The 20,566-nt window shown below is 31.9% G+C and carries 16 protein-coding genes; 8 read left to right on the plus strand and 8 right to left on the minus strand.

Going from position 1 to position 20,566, the window contains the following annotated elements:
- Window positions 1-23 precede the first annotated feature (23 nt).
- The gene (locus H7A25_02565; GenBank protein ID MCP5498760.1) at window positions 24-6,491 is read left to right on the plus strand and encodes a PAS domain S-box protein; all 6,468 of its coding nucleotides are present in this window, start codon (window positions 24-26) and stop codon (window positions 6,489-6,491) included.
- Here H7A25_02565 and H7A25_02570 read toward each other — a convergent pair.
- Window positions 6,486-7,004 (minus strand): UpxY family transcription antiterminator, encoded by a 519-nt coding sequence (locus H7A25_02570; protein MCP5498761.1) that lies wholly within the window; start codon window positions 7,002-7,004, stop codon window positions 6,486-6,488. The genes H7A25_02565 and H7A25_02570 overlap by 6 nt on opposite strands.
- A 289-nt stretch (window positions 7,005-7,293) precedes the next feature.
- Between H7A25_02570 and H7A25_02575 the strand changes: the two genes are divergently transcribed.
- From H7A25_02575 to H7A25_02585, 3 genes are all read left to right on the plus strand, one after another.
- The gene (locus H7A25_02575; protein ID MCP5498762.1) at window positions 7,294-9,351 is read left to right on the plus strand and encodes a hypothetical protein; all 2,058 of its coding nucleotides are present in this window, start codon (window positions 7,294-7,296) and stop codon (window positions 9,349-9,351) included.
- 65 nt (window positions 9,352-9,416) lie between these two features.
- A complete protein-coding gene (locus H7A25_02580; protein ID MCP5498763.1) occupies window positions 9,417-10,016 on the plus strand; it encodes a TatD family hydrolase in 600 nt (199 codons plus the stop codon).
- The gene (locus H7A25_02585; protein ID MCP5498764.1) at window positions 10,006-10,731 is read left to right on the plus strand and encodes a tRNA threonylcarbamoyladenosine dehydratase; all 726 of its coding nucleotides are present in this window, start codon (window positions 10,006-10,008) and stop codon (window positions 10,729-10,731) included. Before H7A25_02580 ends, H7A25_02585 begins: the two co-directional genes overlap by 11 nt.
- 4 nt (window positions 10,732-10,735) lie before the next feature.
- On the opposite strand, the gene H7A25_02590 is transcribed toward H7A25_02585, so the two are convergent.
- Together H7A25_02590 and H7A25_02595 are read right to left on the minus strand one after the other, a co-directional pair.
- Complete coding sequence (locus H7A25_02590) at window positions 10,736-12,262, minus strand: DUF2779 domain-containing protein (protein MCP5498765.1); 1,527 nt, start codon at window positions 12,260-12,262, stop codon at window positions 10,736-10,738.
- A 52-nt stretch (window positions 12,263-12,314) separates the two neighbouring features.
- Window positions 12,315-13,487: an ACP S-malonyltransferase gene (locus H7A25_02595; GenBank protein MCP5498766.1), complete on the minus strand. Its 1,173-nt coding sequence runs from the start codon at window positions 13,485-13,487 to the stop codon at window positions 12,315-12,317.
- Window positions 13,488-13,659: 172 nt separating this feature from the next.
- Here H7A25_02595 and H7A25_02600 point away from each other — a divergent pair, with 172 nt between their 5' ends.
- Entirely contained in the window at window positions 13,660-14,403 is a 744-nt protein-coding gene (locus H7A25_02600) for an MCE family protein (GenBank protein ID MCP5498767.1), read from the plus strand.
- 259 nt (window positions 14,404-14,662) lie between these two features.
- Here the strand turns inward: H7A25_02600 and H7A25_02605 are convergent, their stop codons facing one another.
- Window positions 14,663-14,848, minus strand: a complete 186-nt coding sequence (locus H7A25_02605) for a hypothetical protein (GenBank protein MCP5498768.1) — start codon at window positions 14,846-14,848, stop codon at window positions 14,663-14,665.
- A gap of 171 nt (window positions 14,849-15,019) precedes the next feature.
- Here H7A25_02605 and H7A25_02610 point away from each other — a divergent pair, with 171 nt between their 5' ends.
- Together H7A25_02610 and H7A25_02615 are read left to right on the plus strand one after the other, a co-directional pair.
- A complete protein-coding gene (locus H7A25_02610) occupies window positions 15,020-15,706 on the plus strand; it encodes a hypothetical protein (GenBank protein MCP5498769.1) in 687 nt (228 codons plus the stop codon).
- A 2-nt stretch (window positions 15,707-15,708) separates the two neighbouring features.
- A complete protein-coding gene (locus H7A25_02615; protein MCP5498770.1) occupies window positions 15,709-16,110 on the plus strand; it encodes a 6-carboxytetrahydropterin synthase in 402 nt (133 codons plus the stop codon).
- 5 nt (window positions 16,111-16,115) lie between these two features.
- Here the strand turns inward: H7A25_02615 and H7A25_02620 are convergent, their stop codons facing one another.
- A complete protein-coding gene (locus H7A25_02620; GenBank protein MCP5498771.1) occupies window positions 16,116-16,574 on the minus strand; it encodes a universal stress protein in 459 nt (152 codons plus the stop codon).
- 204 nt (window positions 16,575-16,778) lie between these two features.
- Here H7A25_02620 and H7A25_02625 point away from each other — a divergent pair, with 204 nt between their 5' ends.
- Window positions 16,779-17,270 carry a YgiT-type zinc finger protein gene (locus tag H7A25_02625; GenBank protein ID MCP5498772.1) on the plus strand — a complete coding sequence of 164 codons (492 nt, stop codon included), beginning with the start codon at window positions 16,779-16,781 and terminating at the stop codon, window positions 17,268-17,270.
- Here H7A25_02625 and H7A25_02630 read toward each other — a convergent pair.
- Genes H7A25_02630 through H7A25_02640 form a run of 3 tightly spaced genes read right to left on the minus strand, consistent with a single transcriptional unit; the run spans window position 17,267 to window position 20,566 of the window.
- The gene (locus tag H7A25_02630) at window positions 17,267-18,439 is read right to left on the minus strand and encodes a glycosyltransferase family 4 protein (GenBank protein MCP5498773.1); all 1,173 of its coding nucleotides are present in this window, start codon (window positions 18,437-18,439) and stop codon (window positions 17,267-17,269) included. The genes H7A25_02625 and H7A25_02630 overlap by 4 nt on opposite strands.
- Window positions 18,432-19,499 carry a glycosyltransferase family 4 protein gene (locus H7A25_02635; protein MCP5498774.1) on the minus strand — a complete coding sequence of 356 codons (1,068 nt, stop codon included), beginning with the start codon at window positions 19,497-19,499 and terminating at the stop codon, window positions 18,432-18,434. Before H7A25_02635 ends, H7A25_02630 begins: the two co-directional genes overlap by 8 nt.
- Window positions 19,499-20,566 carry a glycosyltransferase gene (locus H7A25_02640; protein MCP5498775.1) on the minus strand — a complete coding sequence of 356 codons (1,068 nt, stop codon included), beginning with the start codon at window positions 20,564-20,566 and terminating at the stop codon, window positions 19,499-19,501. Before H7A25_02640 ends, H7A25_02635 begins: the two co-directional genes overlap by 1 nt.

Below are 20,566 nucleotides of genomic sequence, written 5' to 3' on the forward strand. Positions count from 1 at the left end.
GAGATATAATAAGAATAGAACGTATGCAATCTATCGGAGAATATTCCCAATTAATTTTGCTTTTTGAAAGTATGAATTCGCTCTTATATAAGGGTAGGGATGAGGTAAATGATAGAGATGTGGTTATTAAGATCCCCAAAGCCACTGATTATTCTGAACTAAAAGTTAATCAACTTTTAAATGAATATAATTTATGTTATAAGTTGAATTTTCCCGGGATAAGGAAAGCCTATAACACTTTTGAATTTAATTATCTTCAAGTACTTGTTTTAGAATATATCTCCGGTATGAGCTTGAAAGCTTTTATTAAAGATAATTCTAATATTCTTTCCATTCGAGATTTTTTGCAAATTTCAATTCAAATTGTTGAATCACTCGGATACTTACATGAATTAAAGATTATTCATAGAGATATAAATCCAAATAATATTATAATAAACCCATCTTCTAATTTATTTTCGATTTGCATCATTGACTTTGGATTTTCCTGTCGATATAATTTGCAATCAGAAACAGGTGAAAGGGAAAGAGGTGTTATGCAGGGAACCCTGGAATATATATCTCCTGAATTAACCGGAAGAATGAATCGAAATGTTGATTACCGTTCGGATCTTTATTCTCTTGGAATCACCCTATATGAATTATTCACAGGAACTTTACCTTTTCCTTATGAAGAACCCGGAGAACTTATTCACGCTCAATTGGCCCGACTTCCTCTCTCTCCATTTGACGTTTTATCTGAATCAGCTAAAATAGCAGAGGATACAAAAGAATACTCAATAGTTTTTTATATATCTTCAATTATTATGAAACTTTTAGCTAAAATTCCGGAAGATCGTTACCAATCCTGCCGCGGTCTTTTATATGATTTGAATAAATGTATAGAACTATTAGAAATTGATTCAGTTGAAGTTTCACTTAAAGCAGGTGATTTTGATTATTCTACAGAATTAAACATTTCTCAAAAGTTATTTGGTAGAGAGCGAGAACTTCGTGAACTTCATGAATTGTACAAGAATATGACGAAGGGTAAGAAACGTTTCAGCTTAATTACCGGTGAATCCGGGATTGGAAAAACGGCTTTAGTTAATGAATTTTATGCACAGCTAAATAATTTTGTAAGACATAAAATATTTTATGCATATGGAAAATATGAACTCTCAACGATGAATATCCCTTATTCTGGTTTTATAAGAGCTTTAAATCAAGTAATAGATAAAATATTACTTGGAGAAGAGGATATCGTTATTTGGAAAAAAAGAATATTAGATAATTTAGGCGTTAATGCACAAATAATTTTAGACATTATACCTTCATTATACGCTATAATTGGAGAACAACCCGAAGTTCCTGAATTGAATTATCAGGAAACAATGAATCGTTTTGCTCTGGTTTTTAAGAAATTTATTCAATCTATTTGCAATGAACAAAATAATTTAATTTTATTTTTTGATGATTTGCAATGGGCTGATATCCCCTCTATCAATCTTTTGAAAAATCTTTTAAATGATCCTGAGATCTCTTACATTTTAATTCTTGCTACCTGCAGAAATACTCAAGATAATATAAAAATTCATAATTCCATTTCGGAAAAATACTTTGAAATGGAATTAAATCCTTTTATAATTAACTTAGACAGGTTGAACCATAATGATTTATTGATGATTTTAAAAGACACTTTTAAACGGACAAAAAAAGATTTAAATGAACTGACTGAAATTACATTAAATAAAACAAATGGGAATCCTTTTTTTATTAAAGAATTTATTAATTCATTATATAAAAAATCTTTAATATATTTGCATTACTCTGAAAATAAGACTCATGCTCCTTTCTGGGATTGGGAAATACATTTAATAAAAAAAGAAGGTATTACAGAAAATGTTCTTCAGTTATTATATGCTAATTTACAAAAAATAGATTCTGGAACTTTAAATTTTTTGGAGTACGCGTCAAGTATCGGGAACCGCTTTAGCATAAAAGTATTACTGGATTTACTCTCCGAAGACAAAGAAAAAGTAATTGTTTATATTGAAGAAGCAATTAATAACAATTTTATAATATCCCTTGAAGATAGTTATAACTTTGAGATATTTCAAAGTTATACATTAAATATAAAATTTAAATTCACACATGATAAAATTTATGAAATTATTCAATCTAATCTTTCTGAGGAAAAAAAGAATCAGATTAATTTACAAATAGGATTATACTATTTAAGTCATGAAGAATTTAATGAAGAACAAATACTCTTTGAAATAGTAGATCATCTGAATCGTGCAATACCTGTCATTGCAGATAGACATAAGATTCTACAACTTGCAGGTTTAAATAACGAAGCCGGGCTAAAAGCTAAGCATTCAGGTGCTTATCAATTAGCTTATCATTATTTTATGTTTGGTTTACAACTTTTACCTGTGGAAAGTTGGGAAGAAGATTATGATTTAAGTTTATCTTTATATATGAATGCCTGCAATGCAGCCTTTTTTAGCGGAGATTACGAGTTTGTTGCAACCTATACTTCTTTAGCATTAAAGAAAAACTTGCCCTTATATGAAAAAATAGGCATGTATGAAATTATTCTTCAAAGTTACTCCTCACAAAATCAGTCTTCAGAAGGAACCTTATTGGGATTAAAAATACTTTCTGAATTAGGGATGGATTTACCATCAAGTCCTGATAAAATGATCCTTACATCACATATAACAGATATTCGCTCTACCTTGAGTGCATATTCTTCTGAGGATATACTAAAACTTCCTGAGATGCAAGAACCTGTAGCTCTTGCCAGTCTCAGAATTCTAAACCGACTGATACCTTTGAGTTATTTTGCAAATCCTGCCTTGTTTCCTATTATAAGTTGCAAGGGAGTAGAATTAAGCATTCGCTATGGGATAGCAAATGAAACTGCCGTTGCATTTGTTAATTTGGCTCTGATTTTTTGTAGTCCAGTTCTTAAAGATTATACTAATGGATACCGTTATGGGCTTTTATCATTACAATTGCTCGCCAGGAATAATACAAAGGTATATGAGCCTTTTGTACTTAATAATTTTTATTCATATGTTGCTCTTTGGAAAGAGCAAATTTATACATTTTTACCCGAATTAAAAAGAGCTTATACCCTGGGATTAGAGGTGGGTGATCTTGAATTTGCCTGTTATTCTATTACGAACTACCTTCGCTTACTGTTTTTCTCAGGCATAAACATAAAAATAGTTTTAAAAGAATTTAAATATTATTTATCAAATATATCCAGTTATAAGCAAATTGTTTCTTATCAGTATACCTCCTGTCTTTATCAGGCCATATGGAATTTGAATCAAACAACGGATATGCCCTTAAATATAAAAGGAGAGTTTTATGATGAAGACCTAATGCTCCCTTTTCATTATAAAAATAAAAACTCTCTGGCTCTTGCTATATATTACTATTCAAAGATACTGTTGTGTTTCTTATTTAATGATTTATCAAAAGCTATAAATTATTGTGAAAAAGGAAAAGAATTTATTTTTGATATAGGAGGACATCATCCCTTACAAGCATTTATTTTCATGTATTGTTTAACTTACACTAAAAAAATTAGAAATCCGAATTTAGTTACAGATGAAATTAATAAAATTGAGGAGTACAGAAACCTTCTTCTGTTATGGTCAGAAAATTGTCCTGAAAATTATTTGCATATGCACTACCTTGTAGAAGCAGAAGTTTATAGATTACAAGGAGAGAATAGTAAAGCAAAGGAATTATATGATTATTCGATCCAGTCAGCATCGAATAACAGATTTATGGGTGATGAAGCTATAGCTTATGAATTAGCGGGTTTATTTTATAAGGATTTAAAAATCAAACATTTATATGAATATTATATAAATACAGCTTATAATATCTACAATAAATGGCAAGCATATCGAGTTGCATACAGACTTAAACTGGAATTATCTGAAGTATTTATAAATTCGCCAAGCATACTTAAAAAAAACATATCAATTTCTCAACCCAGTATTATATCTTCAGAATCAAATATTATTAATACTACAAATGTAGCTCTTGAAACAATAATAAAATCTTCTTCCATCTTAGCTCAAGAAATTCGTTTAGATAAACTTTTAAAAGCAATTGCTAATTTGATTATTGAAAACGCAGGTGCAGAGAAGGCATATATAATTCTAAGCAGAAATCAAGAATGGTATATAGAGGTATTCTGTGATATTAGAGAAAAGAAAATTTCCGCTTTAAATTCTATGTCTTTGAATAATTCCGGTGATTTATTAAGTTTGTCAGTTGTTAAATATGTTATTCGTAAGAAAATTACATTAATATATGATAATATACAAAAAGAACAAATTTATTTATCTGATTATTATGTTCAAACAAAAAAACCTCTATCGGTGTTATGTATTCCCCTTGTAATCAGGGGGGAGTTGAATGGGATTTTATATTTGGAAAATAACTTAACTCCGGGAGCGTTTTCCAAAAACAATGTAGAAATTTTGAAGTTTCTTTCAGGACAAATCTCTATTTCTCTTGAAAATGCTTATCTATATGAAAATTTAGAACGGCAGGTTGGCATTAGAACGGAAGAACTAAAAGAATCTGAGGCTAATTTAAAAGCAATTATTGATAATCAATTACAAGCTCTTATATTAATGGATTCAAATATGGTAATACTTAAATATAATGAACTTGCTGTGGATTTGTTTTATTCCATTACAAAGAGAAAACTTGTGAAAGGAATTAATTATTTAAACATACTTTCCGATCCGGAAGAAGTAGAGATATTTAAAGAGCTTTTCTATAGCACACTGCAAGGAAAACTTATAAAGCATGAAAGAAAATTTCGCATGGAAGAAAGCGAATTATGGTTAGAAATGTCTATAATCCCGGTAACAAGTGATATTGAAGGAATTCGAAGGTTGTGCTTATCGGCTCTTGATATTACTGACAGAAAGAAGACTGAGGAACAGTTAAAAATATTATCACAACTCACTGAACTTAGCCCTGCAATGATTATGCTCACTGATAGTAAAGGAAAAATAATATATGTAAATCCGAAGTTTACCGAAGTTACGGGTTATCAAATAAAAGAGATTGAAGGAAAGAATCCAAATTTCTTATCCGCCAGATTATTCGATAAATCACATTATGAAGAATTATGGAATACTATATTGTCAGGAAAAATATGGCATGGTGAGTTTTATAATAGAAAAAAAAATGGAGATTTATATTGGGAGCTTGCTTCTATTACCTCTATAAAAAATTCTAAGGGGGAGGTAGTTAATTTTATTGCAGTAAAAGAGGATATTACTGAAAGGAAAAGAATTGAAAAAGAATTAAAAGAAGCAAAGGAACAGGCAGATTATGCAAATAAAGCGAAAAGCGAATTTCTGGCTATGATGAGCCATGAGATAAGAACCCCGCTTAACGGAATTATTGGTATGTCAAAACTTCTTAATGATTTAAAGTTGAATGATGAGCAGAGAGAATATATACAGGCAATCAATATCAGTAGTGAAAGTTTGTTAACCGTTATTAATGATATATTGGATTATTCTAAAATAGAGTCAGGTAAATTGGAATTTGAATATAAACCTTTTTCACCTGTTTCTTGTATACTTGATTCTATAAAAATATTTACATTAAGAGCAAGGGAAAAAGGAATTTTATTAGAATATGAAATATTGAACAATATCCCTCAGTATGTTGCCGGTGATGTGATTAGGACCAGACAAATACTTATTAATTTAATTGGCAATGCAATAAAATTTACCAATGAGGGACAAATAAAAGTAAATATATCAAGTAAGGAAATGCATAATGAAAATGTAGAAATTACCTATACAGTAAAAGATACAGGTATAGGAATTTCTAAAAATAATTTAGAAAAATTGTTTCAATCTTTTTCTCAGGCAGATTCATCTATTAGTAGAAAGTATGGAGGAACAGGGTTAGGTCTGGCTATATCTAAGCGTCTTTCTGAACTGATGGGAGGTAAGATATGGGTAAATAGTGTTCTTGGGGAAGGAAGTGAATTTTCATTTTCAATAATAGCAGGAAAAACAACTTACATAAAACCAATTGAAACTCCTCAGGATTTTTTCGATAAACAGCAAATACCGGAGATAAAAATACTATTAGCTGAAGATAATGAAATTAATCGCTTATTGGCACTCAGGATACTACAAAAAGCCAAGCTTAACGCCGACGTAGCCTTGAATGGTGAAGACGCAATTAGATTATTTAAGGAGAAGGAATATGATTTAATTCTTATGGATATTCAAATGCCGGAAATGGATGGTATAGAAGCCACTTCACATATACGAAATTTAAGCCAATCAAATGATAAGCCGGTAATAATTGCAATGACAGCTAATGCAATGACAGGAGACAAAGAGCAGTACCTGTTATCCGGTATGAATGATTACATTAGTAAGCCCATTCAAAAAGAGGAATTATTAGAGAAAATAAAAAGAATACAGTTTTCATCATAATAAATTTGGAATTTTAATAACTTCTTTTGGCACTTCTACTTTTAAAATACGGTTTATAGCTTTTATATGAAGCACTACATAAAGCATTTTTTTCACTTCTATTACAATGGCCTTTCGTCCGGCAAACGGTCCGGAGATGATTTCAACCTCTCTACCTTTTTGTAAGAAATCACTTTCTTGAACTTTTAATTTATCCGGGTATTCATTGACGAAAATCCGTAAAATTTCGATTTCGCTTTCTGTAATCTCTGCTGGTTTACCGTTAAAAAAAACAAAACTTACGGAATTTGGTTCTCTGGATATATCCAGAGCTTCTTTTTCAAAGTTTATTTTCACAAAAACGTATGAAGGAAAAACTGGGGTTTCAACATACTTAGTTCGATCTGACCATTTTTTTTTTTGCTTTAGAATGGGTAGAAAAGTTTGAATGCCTTTTTTATCCAGGGAATCTTTTAGCTTTTTTTCAGCCCTCGGCTTTGTATAAACAGCGTACCAACTCTTTTTTTCTTCCATCAGATTTCTCTATTCTTTATAGTATAATTACTTGCTATTGAGTTTTGAGAGTCAAGTTTGTTTTCGGAATAAAAAAATAGATTTTAGAAATTTATGTCTCATATTACTTTTCATTTTTTTTATTACACGCACTAAAAGAATAACATCTATTTTTCAGACTACATTTAACAAAAATTTTTATATACATATAATCCAAGCGATTAAAAGCTTACAATTATATGGGCATGAATTGAGCTATTTTCGGTTTATAGCCGGGTGTGGTACAATATTCTTGAGTTCAGGTAGTAAAATGAATTTAACAAAAGAAGAAAAAGAGAATAAGTCTTCCTCCCCTTATCCATTTTTAGAAGTGTACAGGGAAAAAGATGCCCTCATGATGGGTGTAAATATGACAAATCGCTATATGCAGGATTTGTTTAAATACATCGAGAAACAATCTACTACGGTCAATGCTGGAAAAGGCTCTCTTTTTTCTCTGAAGAAGCATCATCTCGAAAGCATTAAAGTCTTACCGGAGGATCTGGTAGTTTTTTTAAACCGCTTAATCGATGACAAGATGATTGCCCATTTAATGGGTTTTGAATATGATCTTGATTTGAATAGGGTTCAGATTATTTCTTATTTTGCAAGCCAGCCACATCCGGACAAGGGTGGTAATATTGAAGCCATTTTTGAGAGGGTATTAAATAATTCCTGCCTTGCAATAAAAAACTGGTTAGATAATCGTCCGGAAAAGAAGTATGAACAATTTGAAAAGGAGTTAGATGAGCAATTCAATTCAAAAAATACCCATGTAAACCAGGATTTTTTTCATTATGCAGTTGATCTCAGAAAAATGCTTATTTCTACAGATACCAAAGTAAAAGTTCAGAGAGAAATGCAGGAATTTCTCTCTAAAGAGGTTACAGAATATCTTCTTCGTGAGAAAAGAGCGGTTAATCTTCAGGGTCATGGTCTATTATTGATAAAAGCAAAGGAACTGGGTAATTGTTATCAAGCATCAACAGATTTTTTAGAGAAGAAGTTATTACCTTCTTTGAAGGAGAATGTGAAACTGGTTCATCGACTTAACAAAATATCTTATGAAGAAATAGCTTATGATATTTCAGCAGAAAGAAAACCTGCCACTACCCGTTTTCATGTAAAAAAGGCTACAGAAGTTAAGAATATTAATCTCAGGGGTGAGAAGGGCGCTAAGACATATCCGGGTTCTCTGGCTATAGAGACAATCCTTGGCCTTGAAAGTCATATGGAGAAAGAATACCTTGATAGTTGGAAACAAACTACTCTACACCTGAAATCAGAGTTCAAATCAACCCTGAATCGTGTTACTGAAAGATGGGAAAATCTGGTTCGGATTATTACACAGGAAGAAGCGAATACTTATCCGGCAGATTTATGGAGAGATTTAGTAATTGATAATGATCTTTTTTATACACGCTGGGAACTTCCGGAGACGAGGGTGCACTTTTTTATAGGGAGAGAACCGGCTGTAATTAAAAAGATAATAGGAAACATGTTGGATTTATCCAGTAAAGAATTTTGGAAAGCTCTGGCTGTTCGCTCCATTATAGATGAAAATGAAAATCTTTTAAGAAAGGTTTTAGATGATGACTTTTTCATTAGTGATTACGGTGCATTATTAAGAAAAGTTTATATTCATACAGTTCCCTGGTATTATAAAGGCCTCTATCTTATGCCGTTTAGAATTTTTCAAGATATTTTCTTTAAAAAGGCCAAAGAGATTTTAAAAGAAGAACAGGAATACCTGGCAAGAGAAAATGAACATAGGATGCAAGATATCAAGCAAAAACAAGAGGATGAAAAGAAACAACGTCTTGCAGATGAGATGGAAAATATGATAATCACATCAGTTCTGGAAAAGCTTGATCATATTTATTTTGTAGAAAAGAGTGTTCCTCATATCGGGGCTATAAAAGCTATGTTTCCAGAAGTTGACAATAAAGACTTCTTAAAAATCTTACAGAAGAAAAGTTTTAGAATTATTCCTCTTGGAGCCAAACACAGCAGAGATATGGATATACTTCTATATCCAATAGATAAAGATTGGCATGAGAGAAAAACCGGAATTATGAATTTTCTTAGGCAAACCATAGAAAAACTTACTGTAGGATTTTTAAATGAAGCCGAAAAGCTCACTGTCTTGAAAGCCCGGAAACTCAAATCATTTCTTGAAAAAAGTACAACCAACCCCGATATAGTTGTAACAGATGCAAAAACCAAAGAAGACGATCCTTATGAAAAGCTCGAGAAAGAAATCAAAAACTTGAAAATAAAAGAAAAACAAAAAGAAAAAGACTTACAACAAACAGAAGAAAAATCATAGATTTTTCTAATATGCTAATAGATATTCATACACATCAATATAAAAATTCCGAGTGTTTTCAAATTATGAGTATCGATATATCCCAAGATATTATCCCTGATATAAACTCATTTTCTATTGGCCTGCATCCCTGGAAGATTAAAGAAGAAAACTTGTCCCACTCATTATTCGAGCTTAGGAACTTCATACAACATAAGAATTGTCTGGCTGTTGGTGAAGCAGGACTGGATCGCTTGAAAGGTCCCGATCTAGAAATTCAAATAAATGCCTTGAAAGAGCAAATTAAATTATCTGAAGAATTTTCCATACCTCTAATACTTCACTGCGTCAGGGCATTTCCTGAATTGTTTTATTTAAAAAAAAATCTAAAACCTAAAAACCCCTGGATTCTTCATGGATTCACAGCAGGAAAAGAGATCGCAAAAGAAGCTATTAAAAAAGGAATATTACTAAGCTTTGGAAGTGCACTCTTGAAAGAAAAAGTAAAAATTTTACAGTATTTTTCTGAGCTTCCTCTTGATAGCATATTTTTTGAGACAGATGAAGATAAAGTATCAATTATAGATATTTATAAAAAAGCATCCGGTAGTTTACAAATTCCCCAAGATACACTAGAATTACAGATAGAAAAAAATTTCAAGAAGGTATTTCGTTATGAATTATGATGTGTGGACAGAAAGAACAAAGCTTTTACTGGGAAATGAAAAATTAGAAAAGTTAAAGAATTCTCATGTACTTGTCGTTGGTCTGGGAGGGGTAGGGGCCGTTGCTGCTGAAATGCTCTGTCGTGCAGGAATAACTTATTTAACTATAGTGGATGGAGATAAATTTGTTCCGAGTAATTTAAACAGGCAGATACCATCACTAAATAGTAATTTGGATCGAGGAAAAGCTGAAGTTCTGGCTGAAAGGTTACAGGATATCAATCCGGAAGTTAAGATTGAACGTTATGGCGTTTTCCTTGAGCCGAATATAATTTATGGATTATTTTTAGAAAAGAAATATGATTATGTTATTGATGCTATAGATACGATTGCTCCTAAGTTAGAGTTAATCCGCTATTGTATTGAAAAGAAAATTCCAATTATCAGTTCTATGGGAGCCGGGGGTAAGTTAGATCCTTCGAAGGTAAGAGTTGCAGATATTTCCCGATCTTATCAATGCAAGTTAGCTCAAAGAATACGGAAAAAATTAAAGAAAGAAAATCGGATTTATAAAGGTTTACGGGTAGTTTTTTCACCGGAACCGGTACCTAAAGAAAGTATTCAGATTGTTGGAGAAAAATACAAGAAAAGTTCAGCCGGTACTATATCTTACATGCCGGCAATTTTTGGAATTTACGCTGCTTCCGAGGTGATTAACGCTATTATTAAAAGATAATATTTTAATCTTCTTTTGTTTTTAAGCATAACTTTCTTAATTCTCTCATTACTAAAAATAGTGCATAGGTATCCATTTTACAATATAGTAGTAATCTTTTTTTTACTTTTTCCGTTTCCAAAAATGAAGATTTTCCTGATCTAATTCTTAAATATTCTTGATTGGCTCCATGGCCATCCTGGATTTTTAAATTTTTATAAGACTCATCGGTCATTACCGGTAGAATAGCTTTCAAAGATGCTTTTCCTTTTTGTTCCGGATGATAATAATAAAAATATTTAAAAGGAATAGCAAGATCCAAAAACATGGGTAAAATACTTTTATACCAGGGTTCAAATTCTTTATGAAAGGCTACTGCTTCTTTCAAACATTTTTTCTCAAAAGCATCGTTAAAGCATAAAATAGTTCCTTCCGGGTAAATTAATTTTCTTAAATTATCTAATATTTCTATCCTTGGGTTATTGTTGTCCATCTCGCAAATATACTGGTGATGAACTGGCTCGCTATCAGGACTTTGAAGGATATGCAAGGAATATTGAAAAGGAACGTGTTGAAAAGGTTTGCTATTAATAAATATAGGAAGAGGGGGGTTTATGGTTTCAAAGTCTAAAAAGTATACAGGAAATTTTATCTTTTCTATAAACTGAGCAATCATCTCATGATTGATGTAAGGAGATTTTGTCTTATGTGCTTCGAACTGAAGTTTCTGTATATCACTTAATTCTACATCCTGAGGTATATCAGTAATGTAATGTATTCCTTGATTTGTATAAAGATCATAAGATAAATCCTTTCCTTCTCGGAGTTGAAAAATGTCGCTATCCTGTAAATTATCCCAGCAAACATTCGGATAGATACACTTGGTCGGATTTTTGCAGCCTCTATTTTGAGGAGATTTTGTTGATTTATAAATCGCTTTTAATCTTTCTAATTTACCGGGTATACTTTGGAAAATTCCCTCAATTCGCTTAGTTACATCGGTATTTTTGTAAAATTGTTCAGGTTCTATATTATTATCAACAAACAGATAATTTGGATTAATCGTTTTAATAATGCAGGTATCAATTTTAAAACCAGAAAGCTCTATTACATATTTCTGAAAGGCAATATCGTAATAATCTAATTGTTTGATATTAGGGGAAAACTTAATTTCTATAATATTCCAAAAATTTTCTTTTTCTGATGGAACAAGTAAATCTGTTTTTGAATTTAAATCTTCAACTTGAAAATGTGTATTAAAAGTGGGTTTTCTATTCTTTAAAGCCTCGAGGGTTTTCGTAAAAGAGTAGTTACTTTTATAACTTTTAAGTTCTATTGCATCAGGATAAAGTTTACGATTTAATTGGATGAGATCTTTATATTGTAATAATTCTAAATAATGTGCATTCGAAAGATTATTTTTACTTTGTTCCCAGAACAGTTTTTCACAGCGCAAAGAGGTTTTAAATTTTTGACGACTTATAAGAAAGGAGGATGTATTGATTCTAAATAGTTTTTTTAAAAAAGACCTTACGCGAGAAGGTAAATTCATATTATAAGGATTGGCTGCTCAAGGATGGCAGGAGCAGCCTTTAATATTTTTCTTAAAAAATGGCTTTCAGATCTTTTGGATTTGAAAGACACAGGATTCGTATTTGCTTTTGAGCAGCATCTAGTTGAGCCTGGGTTAAACCGGCAACAGTCCGACTTGGCCCGAAATCAACAATCGCTTCGATCTTTTCCGAATTTTTAACAACTTCGGAAAGAGAAAGATCCCAATGAAGATTCTGCACAACCACCTCATCGAATAGAAGGCTTCCCAAATTTTTAGTTTCAGTTCTCAAATCTTTTCCTGAGACAAATGAGAATACAGGAACTTTTAAGTCAGCCTGCGTGAAAGGAAAATCCATATCTTCTTTGAGTGCTTTGTCGAATACTTCAATAGAAGAAGAAGTCAGGGGACAGTGATAGGGTGCTGTAGTTTTAAGATAAACAAACTTACAACCTCTTTCGTCCATTTCTGGTTTATACTTTTTTCTAAATGCAATGACTCTTTCCGGCCATCCGGATACAATCATCGAATTAGGAGTATTATAAAGGCTGATATGGATCATATCTTTGCCGGAAGCTTTCTCTTGATCATTGAAAAAGTTTACTCGACTCTCCAATTCATCTCGGGTGTATCCTATACAGGCAACCATTGGAGCCGGATTTTTATCTCCCAGTTCAGCAGAGATTTTCAAAAACTCGTCTTCTATAGTAAAACGAGAATATGATGCCTGACCGTGAAAACCCATATTCAGCATATAAGTTGTATACTTATATAGCGCCTCATAGTATTCTTCTCCATCTTTACCTAAACTGGCAAAAGCAGCAGCAGCCACACCCTGACTGTGACCTGTAGCTCCGAATGTATTTTCTATTAGTTCAGGCATCGGATAACCTTTCTGGAGAAAATTCGTAAATGCAGCCATATGGGTTACAAAAATAGAAGCAATGGATATACTACCCCTAATTAAATAATTTTCGTCCGGAGCTTTGGAGTTATCGTTTACCCATCCTTTCAAATCCATTCCTTCTGAAATGAGAGGACTACCTTTGTGTTTTTTCTCGAAATCAGAAAATGCCTGAAAACAGGTATCAAAATACTTTTTTAATCCTTCTTCTTCATGCAGTTTTGTGAGTTCTTTTAGGAAGGGTGCTCCTTGCCCGCCAAACTCTAAAAAAAGCTTCTTTTTACTGGCTCTGGCTTCTTCAAGTAATTTTCCGGATGACATAGTGTAAGTTCCTTTTTTAAAATGAATTTTATAGTTTTTGATGAATCGGATGATTCAAGCAGACTATTTTAATTTCTTGTTTTATGAAAAATTCACGTGGACTTTTAATACCTATTTTAATACCACAGAATGGATTGCAAAACTTTTTCTCATTTTTCAGGTAATATACTATATGAAATATAGCATTATTGGAATTTTATTCTTTTTCTCCCTTGCTCTGGCTTTTTATCTTACAATTATTAAACAGGTTGATGATGAAACCAGGTTTCCTTATAGAGCTAAAATTGTTTTTGATAGAATTGATGGCTTAAAGCAGGGTACGGAAGTATCAATAAAAGGAATTACTGCCGGAAAAGTATACGACATAATAGTAGTATCCAGAAAAAATCTCAAGAATATACCGAATTATTCACCTGAAAAAGAAGAGCTTATTGAACTAACATTGGCTCTTGATAGACCGCTAAGTTTATGGAAGAATTATTCGGTTGAATTTAAAAAAGCAACTGCTTTCTCCGGTAGAAGTATAGATATAGATCCCGGAGGACAGAATAATTTTATTGAGAATACATATATTCCTAACCCAAGAAAAAAGGATCTGAACATGACTATGAGATATTATGATGATTTTTTTGCCGGTTCTGCTCGACTTATCAGGGAAAATAAACCGGAACTCAGGAAAACTGTATCCAATTTAAAAAGTATTAGCAGTAAGTTAAATAAGGGAAAGGGAACTTTAGGTGAATTAATCAATTCTGATAAGACATATGTTTCTTTGAGTGAAACTACAAATGATATAAAGATACTGGCAAAAGAGGGAAGATGGTATGCAGAAAGTATACGTCATGATGATGTGTCTTCGGTACCATTTTTCATTACAACAATTGTCAATATACTCGGAATAAATCTGATTTTTTAAAAGAGGAAGGAATGAATATACAGGAAATACAGGAAATAATCTCATTAAGTTTTTATAAACCAAGAGAGGCATATAGACTGAAAATTCAGCATAAGGTTTCAAACTATAATTTATTTAAAATTTTTATATTTTTTCTAATAATTGCTTTAAGTATGAGATTTCTATATGTTTTGATAGATACGCAATTCGATTGGAAGTTACTGTTCGATAAAAAATCTATTTTACTTGTATGGAAGCCATTTATTTATGTAAGCCTACTTTATATAATCTTACCTTTTTTTGTGTATACTCTCAACTCACTTCTAAGTCTTTTTATTGAGAACCGTTTCCAAAAGAAAGCTGATTTTTCAGTGTTTTGGATTTCCTTTCTTCCATTTGCATCTTCATCAATTCTATCAATCTCACCCACACCTATTTTTATAATAGCTTCATTTTTACTTTTCATATTTAGTATTTCCATAAGCTTGAATGTCTTAAAAGCAGAACTTGGTTTTCGAAAAAGAGATTTAATGGTTTTTGGATTATATTTATTTCTTTTTCTTCTATTTCTATTCGTTATCTTTTTAGCTTGCTTTAGGTTGTTTGCCTATTTTTATTCTAATTGAGGTTATTAAAATTGAAGTATTTTATCTTTTTCTTATTTACTACTTTACTTTATTCCTGTAAAGCAAAAGCCAATCATATATTACCAGGTAATGTTCCTGTTGGTGCAAAATATGATAGAAGAATTAACTTATTTACAAAAATAGAAAATGGTAAGTTATCTCAGTGGACAAAAGAGGGACTTCTTTATATGGATTGCGAAGTTAATCAAAATGGAGTTTTACACGGATACTGCAAAACTTACCAGAAAGAGAACCGTTTAAGCTCTGAAGGTCGAATGGTAAACGGCAATAAAGATGGTTTATGGAAATGGTATTTTCCCGATGGCGAGTTATATATACAGCAGGAGCATAACCATGCCAGGAAGCGTATCTACTGGGGAGATTATGATAAAATAGGGAATGAACACGGAAAATTTGAACAATATTATCTTGATGGTAAATTGGAAATTCGGGGCTATTATGATGCTGGTTATAAAACGGGATCCTGGGAAAAATATTACAGGAATGGGCAATTAGAGTATAGAGGGAAATTTAATAAGGATTTGCGTACCGGAGAATGGTTACACTATTATAATACAGGAACTTTAGAAGTAAAAGAAAGTTTTGATGAAGCAGGCAAGGTAATTTATAGAACGACCTATGATCCGGAAGGACATGAAATTTGTTCTGTTACAAGAGAAAAAACAATTTGCAGGTAAAGATGTTTTCAGAATTACAAGGAAAATTTTACATTCGAATAGAAGATAAATTTGAATCTTCCCATTATCTTTATAATTATTTCCCGGATGGAAGTGACGAGCCCATACATGGACATTCCTGGAAAATAGAAGTCTATATATCCGGGAAATCAGGAATAAAAGCGGATGGTATTTGTTTTGATTTTCTTACAGCAAAAAAGAAATTAAAAGAGCTTTCTGAAGCAATGGACCACAGGCTAATCAACGAGCATCCTGATTTTAAAGGAATAAACCCGACTTCAGAAAACATTGCGAGATGGTTTTATTACTACTTGCAGCATGAAGTAGAAAAAGAGAATGGCAAAATAAAAAAAATTGTAATACACGAAGGCCCGGAAAATTTAGCATTTTTCGAGCCGGATTAATAAAATTAGGGAAGGCTAATCACGGGAATAGAAGAAGCCCGGATTACCCTTTCTGTAGTAGAACCAAAGAGTAGATTTTCAATTTTTTTCTCGTTGGAATCTGTATTTCGTTTCATCACAATTAAATCTACATTTAGATCTCTTGCAATTTTTACAATTTCCAGAAATGGAATACCTTCGACTACCATCACCTGACTTGAGGATTCTTCCGGGATCAGGTTTCTTATTGCTATTTCAGCCTTGTTTTTGAGTGTCTGAAATAACTCTTCTTCTTTTCCGTAGTCGAGAAGCTGAAAATTATCTTTTAAGCGAATATCCACTACATGTAAAAAAATAAGTTCTAACTGCTTCCCGAACATGCTTTTTAGGGTATCAAGGCAATTTACAGCTTTATATAAAGACTGTACGGGAAGTAAAACACTGAGTTGTTGTTTTTGGGAATTTTCTTTCTGTTCTATTGTCATAACCTTAATTATTTATTGAAATATTACTAGGTTTTTGTATTTATATTAAAACAAATAAATCAAAGCTTTAGATCCTTACAAGCAAAAATATTCTTATAAAGCAGGTGAGCTACTCTGGCAAGATATACAAGTAAAGAAGACGCTTTAAAAACTATCCAGCTCTATATATCAAAAGGTAGAGTATATTGGTCATACCATATAGGTATGAAACTAAAAGGAAAGTCCATTAGTAAGGAATATATCCTTTTATCTTATAAAAGATATGAGATAATTGAAGAGTTTCCTTCTGATAATTTTCTTCCCTGTTTTATTGTCTATTCTGAATATAACCAGGACAAGTTCCATATTATCATCGCGATGGATGAAGAAGAAGATAATGTTCGAATTCTTGCGGCCTACTACCCGAATTTAGAAACCTGGGAAAAAAATCTTAAGAAAAGGAAAAAACGAGTGAAGTGTCATATATGTGGAGGCTTAATGTCAGGTATTCATACAGATTTACCCTACAAAGTAGATGATAAAGAAACCATAGTGGTGAAGCAAATGCCAGCATTACAGTGCAATAATTGCCATCAAATAATTCTTGAGGAGGATACTATGCAAAGCCTTGATGGAATTATTAAACAACTTGAATATAAACCTCAAGAAAAAGCAGAAGATGCAGAAGGTGGAGAAGATTCCGGAGAGGAAGCTTAGTTTCTTATCGTCGTTTGAATTAAATAGTTCAGTTTCTCTTCAATTGCAGAATCAGAGTAGTTTTTTACAATATATTCATAACCATTACTACCTAAACTGATTCTGAGCTTTTCATCTTCTAACAGAATATTCATACATCTATTAAAGTTTTCCTGCGAATCATAAAAAAGACCTGCTTTACTTTTCTTACATTGATTTCTTAAAACGGGAGAAAGTGCGTTTACCAGAACCGGTTTACTGTGAGCCCAGGATTCAAGAAGAACGTAAGATAAACTCTCTAGCCGGGATGGGTTTATAAGGAAAAGACAGGAATTTAAAATTTCTTCTTTTTTTTCTTCATCTACAAATCCATAAAACTCAATATGATCGCTACTCGGATTCTGAAAATCTCCGCTACCACAGATTAACAGTTTTACTTCTTTTGAATACTTTGTTTTCCAATTTAGAAAAAACTTACATAACTCGTATATTCCCTTTGAAGAATCAATACGTCCTAGATACAATACATAAGGAAATGTAAAACTATTTGTAGTAATTTTTTTTTTATTTAAGTCGAGACCTGTTCCTATGATTGAAAATTTCTGAGGCTTAAAATTATAAAGCCTGGAGAATAAGGAGTATTCTTCTTCCGTATTAAATCCGTAGACTAAGTCATTTTTAAATAAAGACTTAAACATAGGAAAGTAAGCGTGGGTTTCATCGTGTAAAGCAGGAACACAGATCGATTTATCTCTTATCAGGGATAAACCTCTAACGGTAGGATAATATAAATAGGTAAAAAAAATGAAAACTTCATATTTCTCTTCATTTTTTATAATATGTTCGATTAGGCTTGGTACATAGGGTCCCTGCTCTTTTAACCATGAATTCTCATCTGCTTCGCTTATATAGGGAAGCTGTTCTTTTAAATTTTTATCTAATTTATTAAATTGAAGAATATTACGTTCCTTTAATGTTTGAAACCGTAAAATTCTTCCAAAAGCGAAGGAGGCTTCAGGAATGGGTAATTCGTTCTTCCAGGTAATATAATCAGTAGCACAGGTTGTTAAAATAACCACATTATAGTTCTTTGAAAGAATTCTTGCATACTCATAACTGAGCCTTTCTGCTCCTCCTGCAAGTCTATCATGAAAACGAGGAGTGATAAGTGCTATTGTTCCTTTATTCATTAATGAAACGTTCGTCCTTTAGTTTTTTAAGAAATAATTCCTCGGGTTTAATACTCTTAAATTCTTGTAATCTGGTATTTTGTTTGCTTGTAATATGAAATCTAAATTCAGGATCATATAATAATTTATAAGCTAATTCAGCTATAATCTCAAATTTCTTCTCATAAAACAATATCCCGGAACCGGAAAGTGTCTCTTTTACAGCACCTGCATCATAGGCCATAATAGGAATTTCATGGAACATAGATTCTAAAAGAGGAACACAAAAACCTTCATGTTCACTCATACTTAAAAATAAGTCGGCTTCCTGATAATAACGATTGACCTGCTCATCTGTGACAAAGCTGGAAAAGAAAACCTTATCAGATATATTTAGTTCCCTCAATAGGCCTTTTAGCCCGTTCTGGTAGAGTTGCATCTCCGGTGAACAATGTCCAACAAGATTAACAATAAAATCTTTTGAGAAATATTTGTTGTATATACTGGCAAAACGAATTAAGTCATCCTGCTTTTTGTTAGGTGCTATTCTTCCAACAAATAAAATTTGCTTAATTCTGTTTTCCTTAGGGACTTTGCGCTTTGTAAGTTTAGAAAAATCGTATATAATAGGAAGCACTGTAACATCCGAATAACCCAAGTCTATAAGTTCAGAGCGGTTATATTCTGAATCAGCAAAACAAAAAAGAAATTCGTCTTTTATATACTTTAGATCCTCTCTCCCCTGCTTCAAAAAAAAGGTCATTTTTAAATCATAAGGCTGAAAGTAAATGTGAGGGGTGACATTATGGTAAATTAGTATTTTAGGAACATTTTGCTTGAGTATAAAACTAAGAACCGAGGAATGTATGGAATGATGATAGATGATCATTTCCTCTGATCTGGATGTATATGTATTAAACTTCTTTACTTTTCTGGTTTCGCTTAAACCTAAATTTTCTGCAAAAATTTCACCTTCAATTCCTTTACTTTTTAAAACCTTCTGGATCATAAGCATTTCATTACTGATTGCATCACCATGGTGAAAGCCGGTTGAAAATTGATGAATTCTCTTTATTTTCATTATAGAAAGTTTAAAAGTTTTAGAATAGATCCATCGAAATCAATTGAGTTATAGTGATCAATTACTTTGTCCTGTGTGGTAATGATTCTTTTTTTTAAAACCTCCTGTAAATTTATAGTATGAATAAGTTCTGCCAGATAATTGAAGTCTTTTGCATAGAATAGAACTCCGGCGTTTCTCATTATTTCCGGTATAGCTGCATTTGCAAATGCAAAAGTAGGAATCCGTCTGGAAAAAGCTTCTAAAATAGGAATGCCAAATCCTTCATGCTCACTCATGGAAACATAAACATCAAAATTTTTCAAATTTTCATCAAGTGATTCTTCAGAAACATTAAGCTTTATATGAAGAGATTTTTGTAAACTCAGACTTTTAGCGAATGAATTCAGGTAATTATAGTAAGATGAAAAGACTGGAGGTTTTGTTCCTAAAAGATGAAGAGAATATTCAGAAGATCTCTTTTTTAAAAAATATAAAAGGCGTAAAATATCTTCTATTTTTTTATTTGGTGCGAACCTTCCAACAAACCCGAGCCTATAGGAAAGTTTTTTATATTCAAAAATTTCTTCCTGATTGTATCTTCTAACAATAGGAATTATTAAAGATTTTTTTCGATTTATTTCTCCAACATTATATTGAAAGCTATAGTAGTTATAGTTTGAAGGAAACAGGAAGGCAGAGAAAAATTCACGGAATTTTCTTAGTTCCAGGTATGCCTTAACTTCACTCAGAGCAAATTGAGCGGAGATATGAACATTTTTATTAACATCAAAAAACCTGGAAGGTGTTATATTATGGAATCGTAAAACTTTTTTACCGGGAAGATTAAGAATTTCATGTAGAGGAAGACCGTATCCACCGTAGTGAATAATATGTATATCTGAATTATAGAATCGAAACTCTCTTAAGTGTTTTAAGGAAAATACGATTTTATTGGTTACGTGGGAATGTAAGCAAAAAATTTTAGATGAAATATTGTTGGAAGTTAGGACTGAGTGAAAACCGGAAATATCACTCCCTATTCCATCCTTCTTGCTATAGTCAGTAACATACTGAAAAACTTGCAT

Source organism: Leptospiraceae bacterium (assembly GCA_024233835.1).
Lineage (GTDB): Bacteria > Spirochaetota > Leptospiria > Leptospirales > Leptospiraceae > JACKPC01.